We start from the raw sequence: 14,667 nt of genomic DNA, 5'->3' as shown, positions 1-14,667 counted from the left end.
CTATGCCTGTCCGGGTATTTTTGTTTTTTCAGCGCACAGCGCTGGTGCGGTGCTCCATCAGATAGGTGGCTTCCAGATCAGCGATGTGCAGCTTGACGGCAAGGGGATACTTGTCGTAGGCTTCCGAGATGGCAAAGCAGCCGCCCCGGGCCGCATCGTCAAAGCCGCCCATGTGCCAGCGGATGGCAACGGCTTCCTCGATGTGCAGTTTCATGAACCGCTCGATGAGGAATACGCTCTTTTCGCCGTGGCCGTAGGGGAACAGATCCTCCACGCTGTAGCTGGGCACCTTTTCCCACTGGCCGGTGGCTTCGTTTTTCACGTTGCGGGTGCCGGGCTTGTAGTAGTTGGCCTTGCACAGATCGTGCAGCAGTGCACAGATGGCAAAGGTCTCCTCGCTGTCGCCCTCGGCAAAAAAGGTATCGTGCAGCGCATGGTAGACGTTCAGGCTGTGCATACACAGCCCGCCCTCACACGCACCGTGGAACCGGGTGGAGGCCGGTGCCGTAAAGAAATCCGTCTTATGGTCCAGCCAGTCCAGCAGCTTTTCGCTGCCGGGGCGGGTGATGTGCTGCTGCCAGATCTGCAAAAACTCTTCGCGGCCGCCCATGCTTACAGCTCCAGATCGTCCAGAAGGCCCTTGAGGATGGCCATTTCGTCGTGGCTCAGGGAAATGCCCTTGCCCATGCGGGTGCCGTCCGGGGACCAGTCGCGGATGTCGTACTTGGGTTCGCCGTCGTTCCAGCTGATGAGGTTCAGCTGACGCTCCCAGCCGCGGGGACGCTCCGAAAGAACTGCAATGCGCTGAACAACTTCATATTTGATCTCTGCCATGATGCAAAACCTGCCTTTATCTTTGTTTGCTACCATAATAAGGGAAGCGGACGCAGATTTCAACAGGTAGAGCAAAAATAATTTGAAAAATTTTTGTTAGCCGTAAGGTGCATCCTCACGCCAGTCCACAAGGCTCAGCACCTGAGAAGCATCCTCGTCCGGGGCCGGATGGCAGGAATGGGTGTGCTGGTCTGTGCTGAACAGTCCGGGTGCATAGTGGGCCATCACGCTGGTCTGCACATCCCCGGCCAAAAATTCCCGGGCGTTCTTCTGGTAACAGGCGGCCGGGGTGCCGTTGGTCATGGGCACACCCTGCGGGGCGCTGTTTGTGTCCGGGTGCGGGGTCTGGCCCGGTGTTTCGATCTGCGGCGGCACCTGTGTGCCGGGGGCAGCGGGGTCGTCTGGCAGCAGGGGAGCCGGCTCCCTGCCTAGCGGCGGGCTGCAGCGGGTGCAGCTGTTTTCCGGTGCGGCGGTAGTGCCGGGCTGGTGTTCCAGCTCGTGGCGGATAAAGGGCGTCAAGCTCATTGGAAAATCACCTCCGCCCATAGGATGCCCCGAAAAGACGCAACTTATAAAGAGGCCTGCGGCGTTTTACACGATCAGTTCTACGGTAGAGCCGCCGGTGCGGGCTTTGCGCACCACCACCTGTCGGTCGATGCGGTCTTTCAGAGCACCTACGTGGGAGATGATGCCCACCAGCCGGTCGCCCTCGGTCAGCCCTGCAAGTACGCGCATGGCCTGTTCCAGCGATTCGTCATCCAGACTGCCGAAGCCCTCGTCGAGGAAGAGCGTGTCCAGACGGATGCCGCCTGCCGCGCTCTGTACTTCGTCCGAAAGGCCCAGTGCCAGCGCCAGCGATGCCTTGAAGCTTTCGCCGCCGGAAAGGGTCTTGACGCTGCGGCGGGTGCCGTTGTAGTGGTCGATGATGCCAAGGTCCAAGCCGGACTGGCTGCGCTGGTTCTCGGCACCAATGCGCTCCAGCTCGTACTGCCCGGCGGTCATCTGCATCAGGCGGGTGTTGGCGTGGCGCAGGATGCGGTCCAGATAGTTCATCTGGATGTAGGCTTCCAATTTGATCTTCTGCTTGCTGGTCAAGGTGCCGCCCGCCGTGGCGGCAAGGGCACTCACCCACTGCCAGCGCTGTTCAAGCTGAGTGCGCGCTTCGGCAGCGGTGCGGTATTTTTCAGCGGCTGCACGGTTGGGCAGCCGCTGTGCGGCCAGCTGCTGGGCCTGCTCCCGCAGGGCAGTGCGGGCGGCGGCAAGGCGGGCCTGTTCTGCCTGTAAAAATTCCAGCGGCTGGGCAGGCCCGGCGGTTTCGGCAGTGGCTTGCTGGGTCTGCAGGGCATCCACAGCGGCTTTGGCAGCGGCATAGGCCTGCTCTGCCTGTTTGAGGGAATGCTGAGCCTGCTCCATGCCGGTGCGCAGGGCGGTGCGGCTGGCTTCCAATGCATTCAGCGCGGTCTGTGCCTCGGCCCGCTGCGGGTAGGGCAGGGCTGCACGAGCGGCAGCGGCCTGCTGTTCCAGCGCATCGGCGCTGGCATTCTGCGCGGCGGCGGTGCTGTCAGCTTCAGCGGCGGCCTGTTCCAGTGCCGGGCGCTGGCGGCTTTTTGCCTGACGGTCGGCCTCCAATGCCGTGCGGCGAGCGCAGTCTGCTTCGGCCTGCCGAAGCGCGGCGACACACTCGGCCTGTGCTGCGTGCAGGGCACAGGCTTCTTCCGTCAGGACAGCGTTCATCCCCTTGAAGGTCAGCTGTACCGTCCCATCCGGGGAAGTGAAGCGCTCTGGCAATAGGCTCTCAGCATCCCGGCGCAGGGAGCGGCGGGCTTCGTCGGCTGCGGCAAGGGCGCTCTGTGCGGCAGTGCTGGCAGTCTGGGCCAGTGCATCGGCCTTTTCGGCTTCCTGCTTGGCGGCATCCACCTGCGCCTGCGTGGGGGCTGTGTGGGGCAGTTGGGCCTTTGCCGGGTGGTGGACGCTGCCGCACACGGGGCAGGGCGCACCCTCGGCCAGCGCCTGCGCCAGCAGTCCGGCCTGTGCGTCCAGAAAGGCTTTGTCCAGCGCATCCCGCCGGGCATGGGCCTGCTCCTTGGCTTCGGCGGCAGTGCGGTAGGCATCCTGCGCACGGTGGGCCTTTTGTGCCTGCTGCTGGCAGGCGGCAAGCCGCTGGTTCAGGGTGGTAAGGGCGGTGCTGCGCTGGGCCAGCTCCTTTTCCCGGTTCTGCAAGGCCAGCAGCCGGGTGGGAGCATCTTCCAGCGCGGTCAGCTCCTTTTCAGCAGCGGCCAGCGCTGTGTCCAGTGCGGCCAGCTGGGTGCGTTTTGCTTTGGCCTTGGCAGCGGCCAGCTGGGCAGCATCCCGCGCGGCCTGCTGCTGATGGCACAGGGCATCCAGCTCATTGTAGGCGGCAAGGGCCGTCTGTGCCTGCGTCACCTGTCCGGCAAGAACATCCAGCTGGGCGGCATCGCCTGCGTGGCGGGCGCTCTCGGCACGGGCAGCTTCCAGCACAGGCAGGGCAGCGGTAAGCTCTGCCTGCTTTGCGGCCAGCTGTGCGGCCAGCTGTCGGGCCTGCTGGGCAGCACCCAGCTGACGTTGTACTTCGTCCAGCTTGGCTTCGGTGTCCTTGAGGGCAGCAGCAACGGTCTCCTGCGCGGCCTGCTGGCGGGCCAGCAGACCTTCCAGCAGGGCAATGGCCGTCTCCGGCTCGGTCTGGGCGTTCAGTGCGGCAAGGGCATCGGCATCCGGGTCGTCGGGAGAAAACCGGATGCCGGAGAGCAGACTGTCCAGCTTTGCATTCTGGGTGGTGCGCTGCTGGCTGAGGGCGGCGCTTTCGGCCTGCAGGCACTCCTGCAGCCGGGCATAGCGCTGGGTGCGGAACAGCTTGCGGAAAATGCGGCTGCGCTCCTCGGTGGAAGCGTTGAGCAGCTTTGTGAACTGACCCTGTGCGATCATGGCGATCTGGCAGAACTGGCTGTAGTCCAGCCCGATGATCTCCTGCACGGCGGCAGTCACATCCTTGGCTTTGGTCACCGGCGGACGGCCATCGGAATAGGTGAGGGTGGCATCCGCTTTCTCGGTGGTCATGCCCTCGCCGCGGTTTTTGGGGCGCTGGTACTCCGGGTTGCGGCGCACGGTATAACGCTGGCCGTTCACCTCAAATTCCAGCTCCACAAAGGTGGGCGTTTTAAGATCAGCATATTTGCAGCGCAGCATGGTACCCTCGCGTACGCCGCCGCTGGAATGATCGTACAGGGCGTATGTAATGGCATCGAACAGGGTGGTCTTGCCTGCGCCGGTATCGCCGGTGACAAGGTATAAGCCGCCTTTTCCCAGTTTTTCCAGTTCCAGAACCGTCTCGGCGGCATAAGGGCCAAAGGCCGAAAGAGTGAGCTTCAGCGGTCTCATGCGTCCTCGCCCTCCTTCCAGATCTCCTCAATGAGCTGCTGGCAGAATGCCGCCTGCTCCGCCGTCAGCGGCTGATTGTTCTGCAGCTGGTAGAACGCCGAGAAGTGCTCCAGCGGGGTGATGCTCTCGGCGCGTTCCGGTGCGGTGATCTCCTGATCTTCCCGGGTGCGGAGGTTATCGTAGTCCAGCCGCATCAGGTTCGGGTAGATCACCCGCAGGCGGGCCAGCGCGTCCGGCACGTCCTGCTCATCGGTCAGGGTAATGTGCAGGTAGTCGTCCACCGCAGTGCCGTCGTAATTGCGGCGGTCGGTCAGCTCCATGTAGCTGCCGCGCACTTCCCGCAGGTCGTGCTTCGGGGTAAGCGGCGCGGTGGTGATGGAAACTTCGCCCTTGAGACCGAACTCCACAAAGGTGGCGCTCTTGTGCTGGCCTGCTTCCGAAAAGGAGTATTTCAGCGGGGTGCCGCAATAGCGTACGGCATCGCGGCCCACCTTCTGGGGGCTGTGCAGATGGCCCAGCGCCACGTAGTCAAAGGCATCGAACAGGCTGGCATCCACGCTGTCCACACCGCCCACCGAGACTTCCTCGCTCTCACAGCAGGCGGCACCGGCTGCGAACTGGTGGGCCACCAGCACGCTGCGGTGGGCCGGGTCCAGCGGGCAGTGGCGCAGCACGCAGGCAAGGGCATCGTTGTAGCTCTCCACAGGCTCGTCCGGCCAGACATGCCGCACCATGGCGGGCTTGAGGAAGGGCAGAAGGTACACGTCCAGCGTGCCGTACTCGTCGGTGAGGGGGATGGGCATCGGCGCACCGGAGAACACCGGGCTGACGTACACCCGGCTGTTTTGCAGCAGGGCAGAGCCGAAGGCGATGCGGTCGGCGGAGTCGTGGTTGCCGCTGATGGCGAACACCGGCAGCTGCCGCTCAGCCAGCTGGGTGAGGAACCAGTCCAGCAGGCGCACGGCTTCGGCAGGGGGAACGGGTTTATCGTAGAGGTCGCCCGCCAGCAGCACACCGTCCACGGGTGTGCTGTCCAGCAGGGAGAGGATCTGTTCCAGAATGTACCGCTGGTCGTCCAGCATGGAGAACTCGCACACCCGCTTGCCCAGATGCAGGTCGGAAAGATGCAGAAAACGCAAACGGAAACACCGCCTTTTCAGAGTTTTCTTTATTATACAGCAGGGCGGGGGTGGGGGCAAGGAAAACTCCCCCAGTCATCGCTGCGCGATGCCAGCCCCCTCGGGGATGGGGCCTTTGGCAGTGCGGAAAAGCTTCCGGTTTTGCCAGAGACTCCCTCTTTGAGAGAGCTGGCACGGCGCAAGCCGTGACTGAAGGAGTTCGCTTCCCTTAAATCAGAACATCTTCTCCCATGTTCCTTCGCCGACCGCGCCGTCGGCGGTAAGGCCGTTGCGGCGCTGGAACCGCTGCACAGCCGCTGCCGTTGCCGCGCCGAACCTGCCGTCGGCGTTCAGCCGTTCACCCAGCGAATTGAGCTTCTGCTGCACCAGACGCACTGTGCCGCCGGAAGAGCCGCTGCGCAGGGCAATGCCGGGGTAGGGCACATGCAGGCCGTGCTTGGCCGTGTAGCGGGTGTAGAGCACGTTCCATGTGTTCGCGCCCACCTTGCCGTCCACATTCATCTTGTTTTTGAGTTGGAACTCCTTCACGGCGTTCTCGGTGGAAATGCCGAATTTTCCATCGGCCTTCAGCTCGCCGTACCATGTGCAGGCATCGCGCACACCGTTGAGCCAGGTCTGCACAAGAGCTACGTCCGGCCCGGAAGAGCCACGCTGGAGCAGGGAATAATAAGCAGGGATCGCCATAATGATCACACGCTCCTTTCGCCACATGCTATGCGGAAAAAGTGCCGGGCGTTACCCCACAAGCACCACATCCTCCCGGCGGGCGGTGCGCTGCTGCACCCATTCCACCAGCCGGAGCCGGAGGATGTACTCCCCGCACACAAGGTCGTTTTCGGCAGGCTGGGCATAGCTGCCGCAGGCAGAGCGGCACAGGCCCGGATAGAGAACGCACCACCAGTTGCGGCCTTTTCCGGCACCGAGATCGATGCGCAACGCGTCGTACCGCCCGGCGGGAAGAGTGCCGGAACCATAGCGCCGGGTGGCAAAGTACATATTTACCAGCTGCACCCGCACCGGCGTGCGGATGTTCAGCCCTGCCAGCGCGTGCCGGGCCGTGAGCTGCAGCTCAAACAAATGCCGCGCCGCCCAGCAAAGGGCATCAGGCTTGCTTTCGGCAGGGCAGGCGGTGTCCAGATAGGCAAGCACGGCATCCCGCACATGGAGCTTTGCGCTCTGGCTGGCAATGGAATCGCTCTCAGCCCGGATGTGCAGCCGCAGGGTGTCGGCGCACACCAGCGCCCCGGTGTCCAGCTGGGTGCGGCCCCATGCAAATGCCTGCCATGCGCCACACAGAGCAAGGGCGAGAAACAGGCCAAGGCAGAGCAGAGCCATCTGAGAGCGTGTAAGCATTCTGGATAACATAAAAACAGACCCTTCTTCTGGAAATGTTATCCAGAGGATGGGCCTGTTGGAGTAGATTTATTCTCTTAGTTCTTCAGCGACTGCATGGGGGCAGGCAGGCGGCCGCCGCGGTTGATGAACACGGACGGGTCGTGCTGGTTCACGGCCATGATGGGGCCATAGCCCAGCAGACCGCCAAAGTCCAGCACCTCGCCGGCCTTGCGGCCAATGGCAGGGATCACGCGCACGGCGGTGGTCTTGCTGTTCACCATGCCGATGGCGGCTTCGTCAGCGATCAGGGCGCTGATGACAGCCGGGGTGGTGTCGCCCGGGATGATGACCATATCGATGCCCACCGAGCAGACGGCGGTCATGGCTTCCAGCTTTTCAATGGTCAGGCATCCGGTCTCGGCGGCGTGGATCATGCCGGCATCCTCGCTGACCGGGATGAAGGCACCAGACAGACCGCCCACGTGGTTGGAGGCCATCACGCCGCCCTTCTTCACGGCATCGTTCAGCAGGGCCAGACAGGCGGTGGTGCCGCAGCAGCCGCAGGTCTCAAGGCCCATCTCTTCCAGAATATTGGCCACACTGTCGCCGATGGCGGGGGTAGGTGCCAGCGACAGGTCGATGATACCGGCGGGCACACCCAGTGCCTGAGAAGCCAGATTGGCCACCAGCTGGCCCACGCGGGTGATCTTGAAGGCGGTGCGCTTGACCAGCTCTGCCACCTCGTCGATGGGGGCATCCTTGGGCAGGCGGGCCAGTGCAGCGCGCACAGCGCCGGGACCGGAAACGCCCACGTGAATCTCACAATCCGGCTCGCCGGGGCCGTGGAATGCACCGGCCATGAAGGGGTTGTCCTCCGGTGCGTTGCAGAACACCACCAGCTTTGCGGCACCGATGCACTGACGATCAGCCGTCAGCTCACTGGCCTTCTTGACGGCCTCGCCCATGAGCTTGACGGCGTCCATGTTCAGTCCTGCCTTGGTGGCACCGATGTTCACCGAGCTGCACACGATGTCGGTCTCGGCCAGTGCGCGGGGAATGGACTCGATCAGGCGGCGGTCACCGGCAGAAAAGCCCTTGTGCACCAGAGCACTGTAGCCGCCCACAAAGTTTACACCCACCTTTTTACCGGCGGCATCCAGAGTTTTTGCAAACTCCACAGGGTCGGCATCCGGGCAGGCACCCAGCAGCATGGCGATGGGTGTGACACTGATGCGTTTGTTGATGATGGGAATACCGTACTCGGCACTGATATGCTCCACCGTGGGCACAAGGTTTGCGGCCTTGGTGGTGATCTTGTTATAGATGTTCTCGCACGCCTTCTTCGGGTCTGGGTCGATGCAGTCCAGCAGGCTGATGCCCATGGTGACGGTGCGCACGTCCAGATTGTCCTGAGTGAACATCTCGATGGTCTCGAGAATGTCACCGGTATTAAACATACTCATAGCTGTGTACTCCCTCCATCAGATGGTGTGCATGGCATCAAAAACTTCCTGACGGGTAACATTGATCTGCATGCCCATCTCGGCAGCCAGCGCGTCGGTGCGCTTGTGCAGCTCTTCGTGGCTCACATTGCAGTTGCTGATATCCACCAGCATGATCATGGCGAACATGCCCTGCAGGATGCTCTGGGTCACGTCCTCGATATTGATATTCAGTTCGGTGCACAGACCAGCGACCTTGGCAACAACGCCCACGGTATCGTGACCAATGACGGTAATGAATGCTTTCATCGTTTCCACCCTCGTTTTCCTTTTGATGAACGGTGCCGCAAGCGTTCCGGCACACTCTTACTCTTCCAGTATAGCAGATTTGGCAAAATTTGAACACACTTTTTGTAAAAAAGAACAGACACGAGGGGAAAAAGACATTCTATCCCAAAAATCGGGTGCAATCTTTTACAGCTTGTGCTATACTTATAGATAATTTATTTCCCGATTACGGGCTGAGAAGGAGCAAAATACTATGGAACAGCTTTTGAAGATCCTGGAAGACAATGCGCGGCTGCCCATTGAGGATATCGCCACGATGCTGAATAAATCCCCCGCCGAGGTGGCGGCCATGATCGATCTGGCCCGGGCGCAGGGCATCATCAAGGGCTACAAGACCCTCGTGGACTGGGAAAAGGCCGGGGTCAACCGTGTGGAGGCCGTCATCGAGCTGAACGTCAGCCCCAAGAAGAGCCGCGGCTTTGACGAGATCGCAGCCACCATTGCCGCCTTTGACGAGGTGGAGAGCGTGCTGCTGATGAGCGGCGGCTACGACCTGCAGCTGGTGATCAAGGGCCAGACCTTCCAGGAGATCGCTCTGTTCGTGGCAAAGCGCCTTTCTCCGCTGGACGATGTGCTGTCCACCGCCACCCATTTTGTGCTGCGCACCTATAAAAAGGAGGGCCGCCTGTATCAGGACGAAGAAATCGATGAAAGAGAGTGCACGGTGCTGTGATGGACTACGATAAACTGATCGCGCCTGCCGCTGAGGCCATGCGCCCCTCCGGCATCCGCAAATTTTTCGATCTGGCTGCCGAAATGCCCGAGTGCATCAGTCTGGGCGTGGGCGAGCCGGACTTCAAAACGCCATGGGCTGTGCGCGAAGCCGGCATCGAGAGTCTGGAGCATGGCCGCACCCGCTACACCTCCAACGCAGGCCTGAAGGAGCTGCGCGCCGAGGTGGCAAAGTATCTGGAGCGCCGCATGGGCCTGCACTACGACCCGCTGCACGAGGTGCTCATCACGGTGGGCGGCAGCGAAGCCATTGATATGTGCATCCGCACGCTGGTGCAGCCCGGGGACGAGGTCATCATCCCGGAGCCCTGCTTTGTGTGCTACGAGCCCATCACCACCCTGTCCGGCGGTGTGCCGGTGCATGTGGCCTGCCGTCAGGAGGACGAGTTCCGCCTGCGTGCCGATGCGCTGAAAGCAGCCATCACCCCCAAGACAAAGCTGCTCATCATGCCGTTTCCCAACAACCCCACCGGTGCGGTGATGGAGCGCGAGGATCTGGAAGCTGTAGCTGAGGTGCTGCGCGGTACCAACATCATGGTGCTCTCCGACGAAATTTATGCAGAGCTGAACTATGGCCTGCGGCCTCATGTTTCCATTGCCACCCTGCCCGGCATGGCCGAGCGCACCATCGTGGTGAACGGCTTCTCCAAGACTTACGCCATGACCGGTTGGCGTCTGGGCTATGCCTGCGGCCCGGCACCCATCATCCGGATCATGACCAAGATCCACCAGAGCGCCATCATGAGCGCTCCCACCACCAGCCAGTACGCCGCCATCACTGCCCTGAAGGAGTGCGACGGCGAGATCGACCGCATGCGCGACGAGTACAATATGCGCCGCCGCCTTGTGGTGAAGTCCTTTAACGATATGGGCCTGACCTGCTTTGAGCCGCGCGGTGCGTTCTACGCCTTCCCCTGCATCAAGAGCACGGGCATGAGCAGTCAGGATTTCTGCACGAAGCTGCTGGAACAGAAGCATGTGGCCATCATCCCCGGCGACGCCTTTGGCGCTTCCGGCGAAGGCTACGCCCGCATTTCCTACGCCTACAGCGTGGAGCATCTGAAGGAAGCGCTCCGGCGCATCCGGGAATTCCTGCAGGAAAACAGCATCTATCACGGCATCTGAGGAGGAACAAATGGCAAGGCTGAACTGCGTGACCATTCTGGCCCCCGCAAAGCTCAATCTGGCGCTGGACGTGGTGGGCCTTCTGCCGGGCGGCTACCATGATCTGGACATGACCATGCAGGCCATTACCCTGTACGAGAGGGTGGTGCTGCGCCGCAGCCCCTACCTGAACCTGCGTCTGCCGGGCAGTCTGGTGGCCCCCAATAACAAAAACACTGCCATCAAGGCAGCGCTGGCCTTTTTTGACTACACCGGCCTTCTGGCGGGCGTGGACATCACAATCTATAAAAATACCCCGGTGCGGGCGGGCATGGCGGGCGGCAGTGCCGATGCTGCCGCTGTTCTGGTGGGCATGAACGAGCTGTACGGTGCGCACCTTTCCATGAGTGAGCTGTGCGCACTGGGCGCAAAGATCGGTGCGGATGTGCCCTTTGCCCTGATGGGCGGCACCTGCCGGGTGCAGGGTGTGGGCGATTTTCTCAAGGCGCTGCCGCCGGTGCCGGAGTGCTGGTTCACGGTGGTGATGCCGGACTACGGCGTTTCCACCCCGGAGGCCTTTGCGGCCTATGACCGGGTGGGTAGCAGCGTCCACCCGGACTGCGGAGCGCAGGAAGCCGCTATCCGTGCCGGAGATCTGGATGCCCTTTGCGCCGCCGCCGGCAATGCGCTGGAAGAGTGCAGCGGAGCAAAGGATACCGGGGCCATCAAGGCCCTGCTGCGGGAGCATGGCGCTGTCACCGCCCTGATGACCGGCAGCGGTGCGGCGGTGTTCGGCGTATTCCGGGACGAAGGGGCCGCACGGGCTGCTGCACAGGCCGCAAAGCGGCGCTGGAAGCAGGTGTACGTGGCGCAGCCTGACCGCGGCGGCGCACGGGTGAGCCGATAAAGATGCATAGACCTCCTTCCTACGGGGCATACTGCCCGCAAAGGAAGGAGGTCTTTTTTGTGCAGACCTTTTATAAAATCTGTCTGATCTTAATGATCGTGGGCGGCATCAACTGGGGCCTTGTGGGGCTGTTCCAATTCGATTTTGTGGGCTGGCTGCTGGGCGGCAGTGCATCCATCTGGTCGCGCATCGTGTTCACGCTGGTGGGCATCGCAGCCCTGTGCGGCATCCCGGGACTGTTTGCAGATGAAAGCTCTGAAAATTGAAAGCGGCCTCGCCCTCTCAGGCGCTGACGCGCCAGCTCCCCCAAAGTGGGAGCCTTTGGCAGTCAGTGCGGACTTCATCGTTATGCCAAGGCCTCTCCCTTTGGGAGAGGTGGATTTGCGAAGCAAAGACGGAGAGGGCGAGCTCGCTAAAACAAAAGCACCTGCGGTTGATTCTGCAGGTGCTTTTGCTTGTTGACTCAATTACTGCTTCCGTCAAGATCATCCCAGCCTACCAGATCCGGCAGGGTGAGCGTCTCGTCGGAGCAGTGGGGGTGTGCACGCCGCTGGTCCTCGGCCATGGTGCGCACCACCTCGCGGGTGATCTCGCGGATGGCGGCGCAGTCCTCCGGCAGGTCGGTCTGGCTGCGGCCGGAGTGGGTAAACAGGATCTTACCCATGTGGCCCACCACCAGCGTCAGCGGCAGCTGCTGTGGAGCATTGCTGTTGTAGCGGTAGCCCTGCTCTTTGGCCGCTTTGTAGATGCGCTGGGCCGCAAAGCTCCAGCTCAGGATGCCGCGGGCCTGTTCTACGCCAAGGTAGCCGTACAGCACCCCCGGCGCGTCGCAGATGAGGGTGAAGGGAAACTCGGCCCCCTGCGTGGCCTTTGCCACCATGCGAGGCGAGGAACGCACCACGCAGGCCAGCCGCACGCCGCGCAGTCTGGGCAGGGTCTGCAGGTAGCGGGTCAGATATTCCCGGGTGACAGGGTGGTCAAAGGCAGGCAGGAAGATCATGACCAGAGGGTGCTCCCCTTCGCACAGCTTGTAAAAATCATTGCCCGGTGTGGTGGGGGTATCAAAGGTGAAACGGGGGATGGAGGTGCCCACCAGATGTTCTGACTTCATGCCGCAATGCACATCCTTTCAAGATAATAAAAAAATCCACACACTGCATCTCTGCAGAAAGTGCAGAGGACAGCGGTGGATGGATTGCTATAAAAAGATCCCGCCCGGTCGTCTGCGGTCAATCAAACCTACCCTTACGGACAGGTGGGTGCCCTGTCTCCGGGTTCGCGCTTCCTCATCGAGCCTTCATGGTCGCCCCATGACGGGGAGGTCTGCAATCCACCGGGGAACTCCAAGCTCCCGTTGAATGATTAGTAGGATCATATAAACCGCAACAAATCGAGCCGGGCAGGAAGTTTTGCCGGGTAATTTGTCTGGAATTATTCTTCGATGTCGTACTCGTCGCTCAGGCGCTCTTCAAACAGCTTGCCCAGCTCCAGCAGCAGTTCGTCGTCGTCCACGACATCCAGATATTCGCCTTCGTCATCCTCGCCAACGCTCAGAATGACCAGCTGAGCATTCTCAGCTTCCTCTTCGGTCTCGGCGTATTCCACAGCAGCCAGATAATGCACACCCTTGTGGTCCAGCGCATCGATCACCTCAAATGTGATCTCGTTGCCGTCCTCATCCTCCAGGGTCATCAGGTCGGGCTGATCTTCTTCGGTATTAGGGTTCTTGATTTCGTCAGACATAGATATTGTCTCCTGTATCGTGTCATAAAACGGGCTGTTTGTGCGCCGCCCGCTTGGCCTGCATATAGTGTAGCGTTTTTTTGCCTGCTCGTCAAGATGCTTTTTCGCACAGAAATTGTGCAGCAAATTTTCACGCATTTGCTCTCGCACTCTGCGGCAGAATATGATATACTATCCTCTGAATCTTCTGTGCACGGTGTGCCGTGCAGGTTACTATAGAGTATGGAGCGTGGGCGGAAATGATGCATAAAAAAAGATGGGCGGCGTTTGTGCTGGCAGCGGCGCTGGTGCTGACGGGCTGCAGTGCCGGGAGCTTTCTGCACTTTGGCAAAGGCAGCGACGGCAGTACAGTCCAGAAGATCGACCGCCCGGCAGTGGAATCGGCAGAGCTGCAGTTTGCCCACCCTGCGGCGGGGGACACCATTGCGGTGTTTGATACCTCGGCAGGCGTGTTCAAGGCGGTGCTTTTCCCGGACAAGGCTCCGCAGGCCTATGATAACTTTGCAGGCCTTGTGCAGGCAGGCTACTACAACGGCCTGACCTTCTCCCGCGTGGAGAGCGGCTTTGTGGTGGAAGCCGGGCAGGGGGCCGACGGCAGGGGCAACACCATCTGGAACGGCAGCCGCTACCCGGCTGAGACCACCGACAGCCTGCACCACTACTCTGGCGCGCTGTGTATGGGCACCGATGCTTCCGGCGAGTGCGCCAGCGTTTTTTACGTGATGCAGACGCTGCCGGGAGACCAGTCGGTGACGCAGGAGCTTGTGGACCAGATGAACAGTGCCGGCTACCGCGCAGAGGTGGTTTCGGCCTATCAGACCGTCGGCGGCGCGCCTTATCTTGACTACACCGATACCGTGCTGGGGCAGGTGTACGAGGGTATGGACGTGGTGGATGCCATCGGCCAGACCGCCGTGGACGAAAACCAGAAGCCCCGTGAGGACATCACCATCAACAGCGTGAGCATCGAGACCTATCAGTGAACCAAAAGGCACCCGCAGCGTTCAAAACTGCGGGTGCCTTTTTTATAACTCCTTCAGTCGCCTGCGGCGACAGCTCCCTCAAAGAGGGAGCCCTTGGCAGTGCGGCAAAGTTTTCCTTTTCGCCAGAGCCTCCCTCAATGAGAAAGACTTCCCCCGGCCGGGGGAAGATGTCACGCAAGTGACAAAAAGGGGAGCAGTGGCATCGCGCCAGCGATGACGGAAGGAGTTGAATCAAATCTCCCCCGGATGTTCTTTCCGCCATGCAAGGTAGTCATCCAGAATGACTGTGGCGCTCACAGAGTCCAGAATTTCCTTCCGCTTTGTGCCAAAGGTGCCGCTTTCGTCCAGAATGTCGGCGGCGGCGCAGGTGGTCTGCCGCTCGTCCCACATGCGCACCGGCAGGCCGCTCCAGATCTCGACCGTCTTTGCCAGCTTGCGGCTCTTGGCGGCGCGCTCGCCCTCGGTGCCGTCCATGTTCAGCGGCAGACCGATGACGATGAGCTCGGCGCCGATCTCCTCTGCCACCTCGCATACCCGGGCGGCTACCTTGTTGCGGGCTTTCAGGGTGATCTGCGGGGTGATGGCCGTTGTAAGGAACTCGGTGCGGTCACAGGTGGCAAGGCCGGTGCGGCTGTCGCCGTAATCAACAGCTAAAATTTTCATACAGGCTTCCTCTCTTGTGTGGAAAAGTTTGTCGATCCAAG

General features: G+C 61.2%; 17 protein-coding genes and 1 other RNA gene. 5 read left to right on the top strand and 13 right to left on the bottom strand.

From position 1 onward, the window contains the following. Window positions 1–28: 28 nt before the first annotated feature. The 9 genes from ACGHP1_RS10525 to ACGHP1_RS10485 form a co-directional block, all read right to left on the bottom strand. Window positions 29–610 carry a hydrolase gene (locus ACGHP1_RS10525; protein WP_097776530.1) on the bottom strand — a complete coding sequence of 194 codons (582 nt, stop codon included), beginning with the start codon at window positions 608–610 and terminating at the stop codon, window positions 29–31. Between the two features lie 2 nt (window positions 611–612). After that, a complete protein-coding gene (locus ACGHP1_RS10520; RefSeq protein WP_044954026.1) occupies window positions 613–834 on the bottom strand; it encodes a YdbC family protein in 222 nt (73 codons plus the stop codon). 96 nt (window positions 835–930) lie between these two features. Then, window positions 931–1,359 (bottom strand): hypothetical protein, encoded by a 429-nt coding sequence (locus ACGHP1_RS10515; RefSeq protein WP_390509372.1) that lies wholly within the window; start codon window positions 1,357–1,359, stop codon window positions 931–933. A gap of 66 nt (window positions 1,360–1,425) precedes the next feature. Further along, window positions 1,426–4,230, bottom strand: coding sequence for an AAA family ATPase (locus tag ACGHP1_RS10510; protein ID WP_390509370.1), 2,805 nt, complete (start codon window positions 4,228–4,230; stop codon window positions 1,426–1,428). After that, window positions 4,227–5,369, bottom strand: coding sequence for an exonuclease SbcCD subunit D (locus ACGHP1_RS10505; RefSeq protein ID WP_390509369.1), 1,143 nt, complete (start codon window positions 5,367–5,369; stop codon window positions 4,227–4,229). The genes ACGHP1_RS10510 and ACGHP1_RS10505 overlap by 4 nt, the downstream gene beginning before the upstream one ends. A gap of 213 nt (window positions 5,370–5,582) precedes the next feature. Then, entirely contained in the window at window positions 5,583–6,053 is a 471-nt protein-coding gene (locus ACGHP1_RS10500) for a peptidoglycan-binding protein (RefSeq protein ID WP_390509367.1), read from the bottom strand. A 51-nt stretch (window positions 6,054–6,104) separates the two neighbouring features. Continuing rightward, a complete protein-coding gene (locus ACGHP1_RS10495) occupies window positions 6,105–6,734 on the bottom strand; it encodes a stage II sporulation protein R (protein WP_390509365.1) in 630 nt (209 codons plus the stop codon). A gap of 65 nt (window positions 6,735–6,799) precedes the next feature. Then, a complete protein-coding gene (locus ACGHP1_RS10490) occupies window positions 6,800–8,161 on the bottom strand; it encodes a PFL family protein (RefSeq protein WP_044954086.1) in 1,362 nt (453 codons plus the stop codon). Window positions 8,162–8,185: 24 nt separating this feature from the next. After that, the gene (locus tag ACGHP1_RS10485) at window positions 8,186–8,455 is read right to left on the bottom strand and encodes an ACT domain-containing protein (RefSeq protein WP_005944416.1); all 270 of its coding nucleotides are present in this window, start codon (window positions 8,453–8,455) and stop codon (window positions 8,186–8,188) included. A gap of 232 nt (window positions 8,456–8,687) precedes the next feature. On the opposite strand from ACGHP1_RS10485, the gene ACGHP1_RS10480 reads away from it, so the two are divergent. Genes ACGHP1_RS10480 through ACGHP1_RS10465 form a run of 4 tightly spaced genes read left to right on the top strand, consistent with a single transcriptional unit; the run spans window position 8,688 to window position 11,503 of the window. Beyond that, entirely contained in the window at window positions 8,688–9,167 is a 480-nt protein-coding gene (locus ACGHP1_RS10480) for an Lrp/AsnC family transcriptional regulator (RefSeq protein ID WP_005935606.1), read from the top strand. Then, the gene (locus ACGHP1_RS10475; protein ID WP_154259293.1) at window positions 9,167–10,351 is read left to right on the top strand and encodes a pyridoxal phosphate-dependent aminotransferase; all 1,185 of its coding nucleotides are present in this window, start codon (window positions 9,167–9,169) and stop codon (window positions 10,349–10,351) included. The genes ACGHP1_RS10480 and ACGHP1_RS10475 overlap by 1 nt, the downstream gene beginning before the upstream one ends. Window positions 10,352–10,361: 10 nt before the next feature. Then, on the top strand, window positions 10,362–11,237 hold the full coding sequence (gene ispE / locus ACGHP1_RS10470) for a 4-(cytidine 5'-diphospho)-2-C-methyl-D-erythritol kinase (RefSeq protein WP_390509362.1): 876 nt from the start codon (window positions 10,362–10,364) through the stop codon (window positions 11,235–11,237). A gap of 59 nt (window positions 11,238–11,296) precedes the next feature. Further along, the gene (locus tag ACGHP1_RS10465) at window positions 11,297–11,503 is read left to right on the top strand and encodes a DUF378 domain-containing protein (protein ID WP_294647492.1); all 207 of its coding nucleotides are present in this window, start codon (window positions 11,297–11,299) and stop codon (window positions 11,501–11,503) included. Window positions 11,504–11,700: 197 nt separating this feature from the next. Here the strand turns inward: ACGHP1_RS10465 and ACGHP1_RS10460 are convergent, their stop codons facing one another. The 3 genes from ACGHP1_RS10460 to ACGHP1_RS10450 form a co-directional block, all read right to left on the bottom strand. Then, window positions 11,701–12,348 carry an AhpC/TSA family protein gene (locus ACGHP1_RS10460; protein WP_044954019.1) on the bottom strand — a complete coding sequence of 216 codons (648 nt, stop codon included), beginning with the start codon at window positions 12,346–12,348 and terminating at the stop codon, window positions 11,701–11,703. 93 nt (window positions 12,349–12,441) lie between these two features. Further along, window positions 12,442–12,646: non-coding RNA, 6S RNA (gene ssrS / locus ACGHP1_RS10455), on the bottom strand. A gap of 22 nt (window positions 12,647–12,668) precedes the next feature. After that, complete coding sequence (locus tag ACGHP1_RS10450; protein ID WP_044954017.1) at window positions 12,669–12,980, bottom strand: DUF1292 domain-containing protein; 312 nt, start codon at window positions 12,978–12,980, stop codon at window positions 12,669–12,671. A 239-nt stretch (window positions 12,981–13,219) separates the two neighbouring features. Here ACGHP1_RS10450 and ACGHP1_RS10445 point away from each other — a divergent pair, with 239 nt between their 5' ends. Then, window positions 13,220–13,963 carry a peptidylprolyl isomerase gene (locus ACGHP1_RS10445; protein ID WP_390509359.1) on the top strand — a complete coding sequence of 248 codons (744 nt, stop codon included), beginning with the start codon at window positions 13,220–13,222 and terminating at the stop codon, window positions 13,961–13,963. Window positions 13,964–14,194: 231 nt separating this feature from the next. On the opposite strand, the gene ruvX is transcribed toward ACGHP1_RS10445, so the two are convergent. Next, entirely contained in the window at window positions 14,195–14,626 is a 432-nt protein-coding gene (gene ruvX / locus ACGHP1_RS10440) for a Holliday junction resolvase RuvX (RefSeq protein ID WP_390509357.1), read from the bottom strand. Window positions 14,627–14,667: the final 41 nt, after the last annotated feature.

Source organism: Faecalibacterium sp. i21-0019-B1 (genome assembly GCF_042852915.1).
GTDB lineage: Bacteria > Bacillota > Clostridia > Oscillospirales > Ruminococcaceae > Faecalibacterium > Faecalibacterium taiwanense.
This window is presented reverse-complemented; position numbering and strand designations above follow the sequence as displayed.

Bases quoted from the DNA above. Each gene is read 5' to 3' on its own strand.
- ACGHP1_RS10445 (WP_390509359.1), top strand. From the start codon at position 13,220: ATGATGCATAAAAAAAGATGGGCGGCGTTTGTGCTGGCAGCGGCGCTG.
- ACGHP1_RS10500 (WP_390509367.1), bottom strand. From the start codon at position 6,053: ATGGCGATCCCTGCTTATTATTCCCTGCTCCAGCGTGGCTCTTCCGGG.
- ACGHP1_RS10480 (WP_005935606.1), top strand. From the start codon at position 8,688: ATGGAACAGCTTTTGAAGATCCTGGAAGACAATGCGCGGCTGCCCATT.
- ACGHP1_RS10460 (WP_044954019.1), bottom strand. From the start codon at position 12,348: ATGAAGTCAGAACATCTGGTGGGCACCTCCATCCCCCGTTTCACCTTT.
- ACGHP1_RS10485 (WP_005944416.1), bottom strand. From the start codon at position 8,455: ATGAAAGCATTCATTACCGTCATTGGTCACGATACCGTGGGCGTTGTT.
- ACGHP1_RS10525 (WP_097776530.1), bottom strand. From the start codon at position 610: ATGGGCGGCCGCGAAGAGTTTTTGCAGATCTGGCAGCAGCACATCACC.
- ACGHP1_RS10450 (WP_044954017.1), bottom strand. From the start codon at position 12,980: ATGTCTGACGAAATCAAGAACCCTAATACCGAAGAAGATCAGCCCGAC.
- ACGHP1_RS10515 (WP_390509372.1), bottom strand. From the start codon at position 1,359: ATGAGCTTGACGCCCTTTATCCGCCACGAGCTGGAACACCAGCCCGGC.
- ispE (WP_390509362.1), top strand. From the start codon at position 10,362: ATGGCAAGGCTGAACTGCGTGACCATTCTGGCCCCCGCAAAGCTCAAT.
- ACGHP1_RS10495 (WP_390509365.1), bottom strand. From the start codon at position 6,734: ATGTTATCCAGAATGCTTACACGCTCTCAGATGGCTCTGCTCTGCCTT.
- ACGHP1_RS10520 (WP_044954026.1), bottom strand. From the start codon at position 834: ATGGCAGAGATCAAATATGAAGTTGTTCAGCGCATTGCAGTTCTTTCG.
- ACGHP1_RS10475 (WP_154259293.1), top strand. From the start codon at position 9,167: ATGGACTACGATAAACTGATCGCGCCTGCCGCTGAGGCCATGCGCCCC.
- ACGHP1_RS10490 (WP_044954086.1), bottom strand. From the start codon at position 8,161: ATGTTTAATACCGGTGACATTCTCGAGACCATCGAGATGTTCACTCAG.
- ACGHP1_RS10510 (WP_390509370.1), bottom strand. From the start codon at position 4,230: ATGAGACCGCTGAAGCTCACTCTTTCGGCCTTTGGCCCTTATGCCGCC.
- ruvX (WP_390509357.1), bottom strand. From the start codon at position 14,626: ATGAAAATTTTAGCTGTTGATTACGGCGACAGCCGCACCGGCCTTGCC.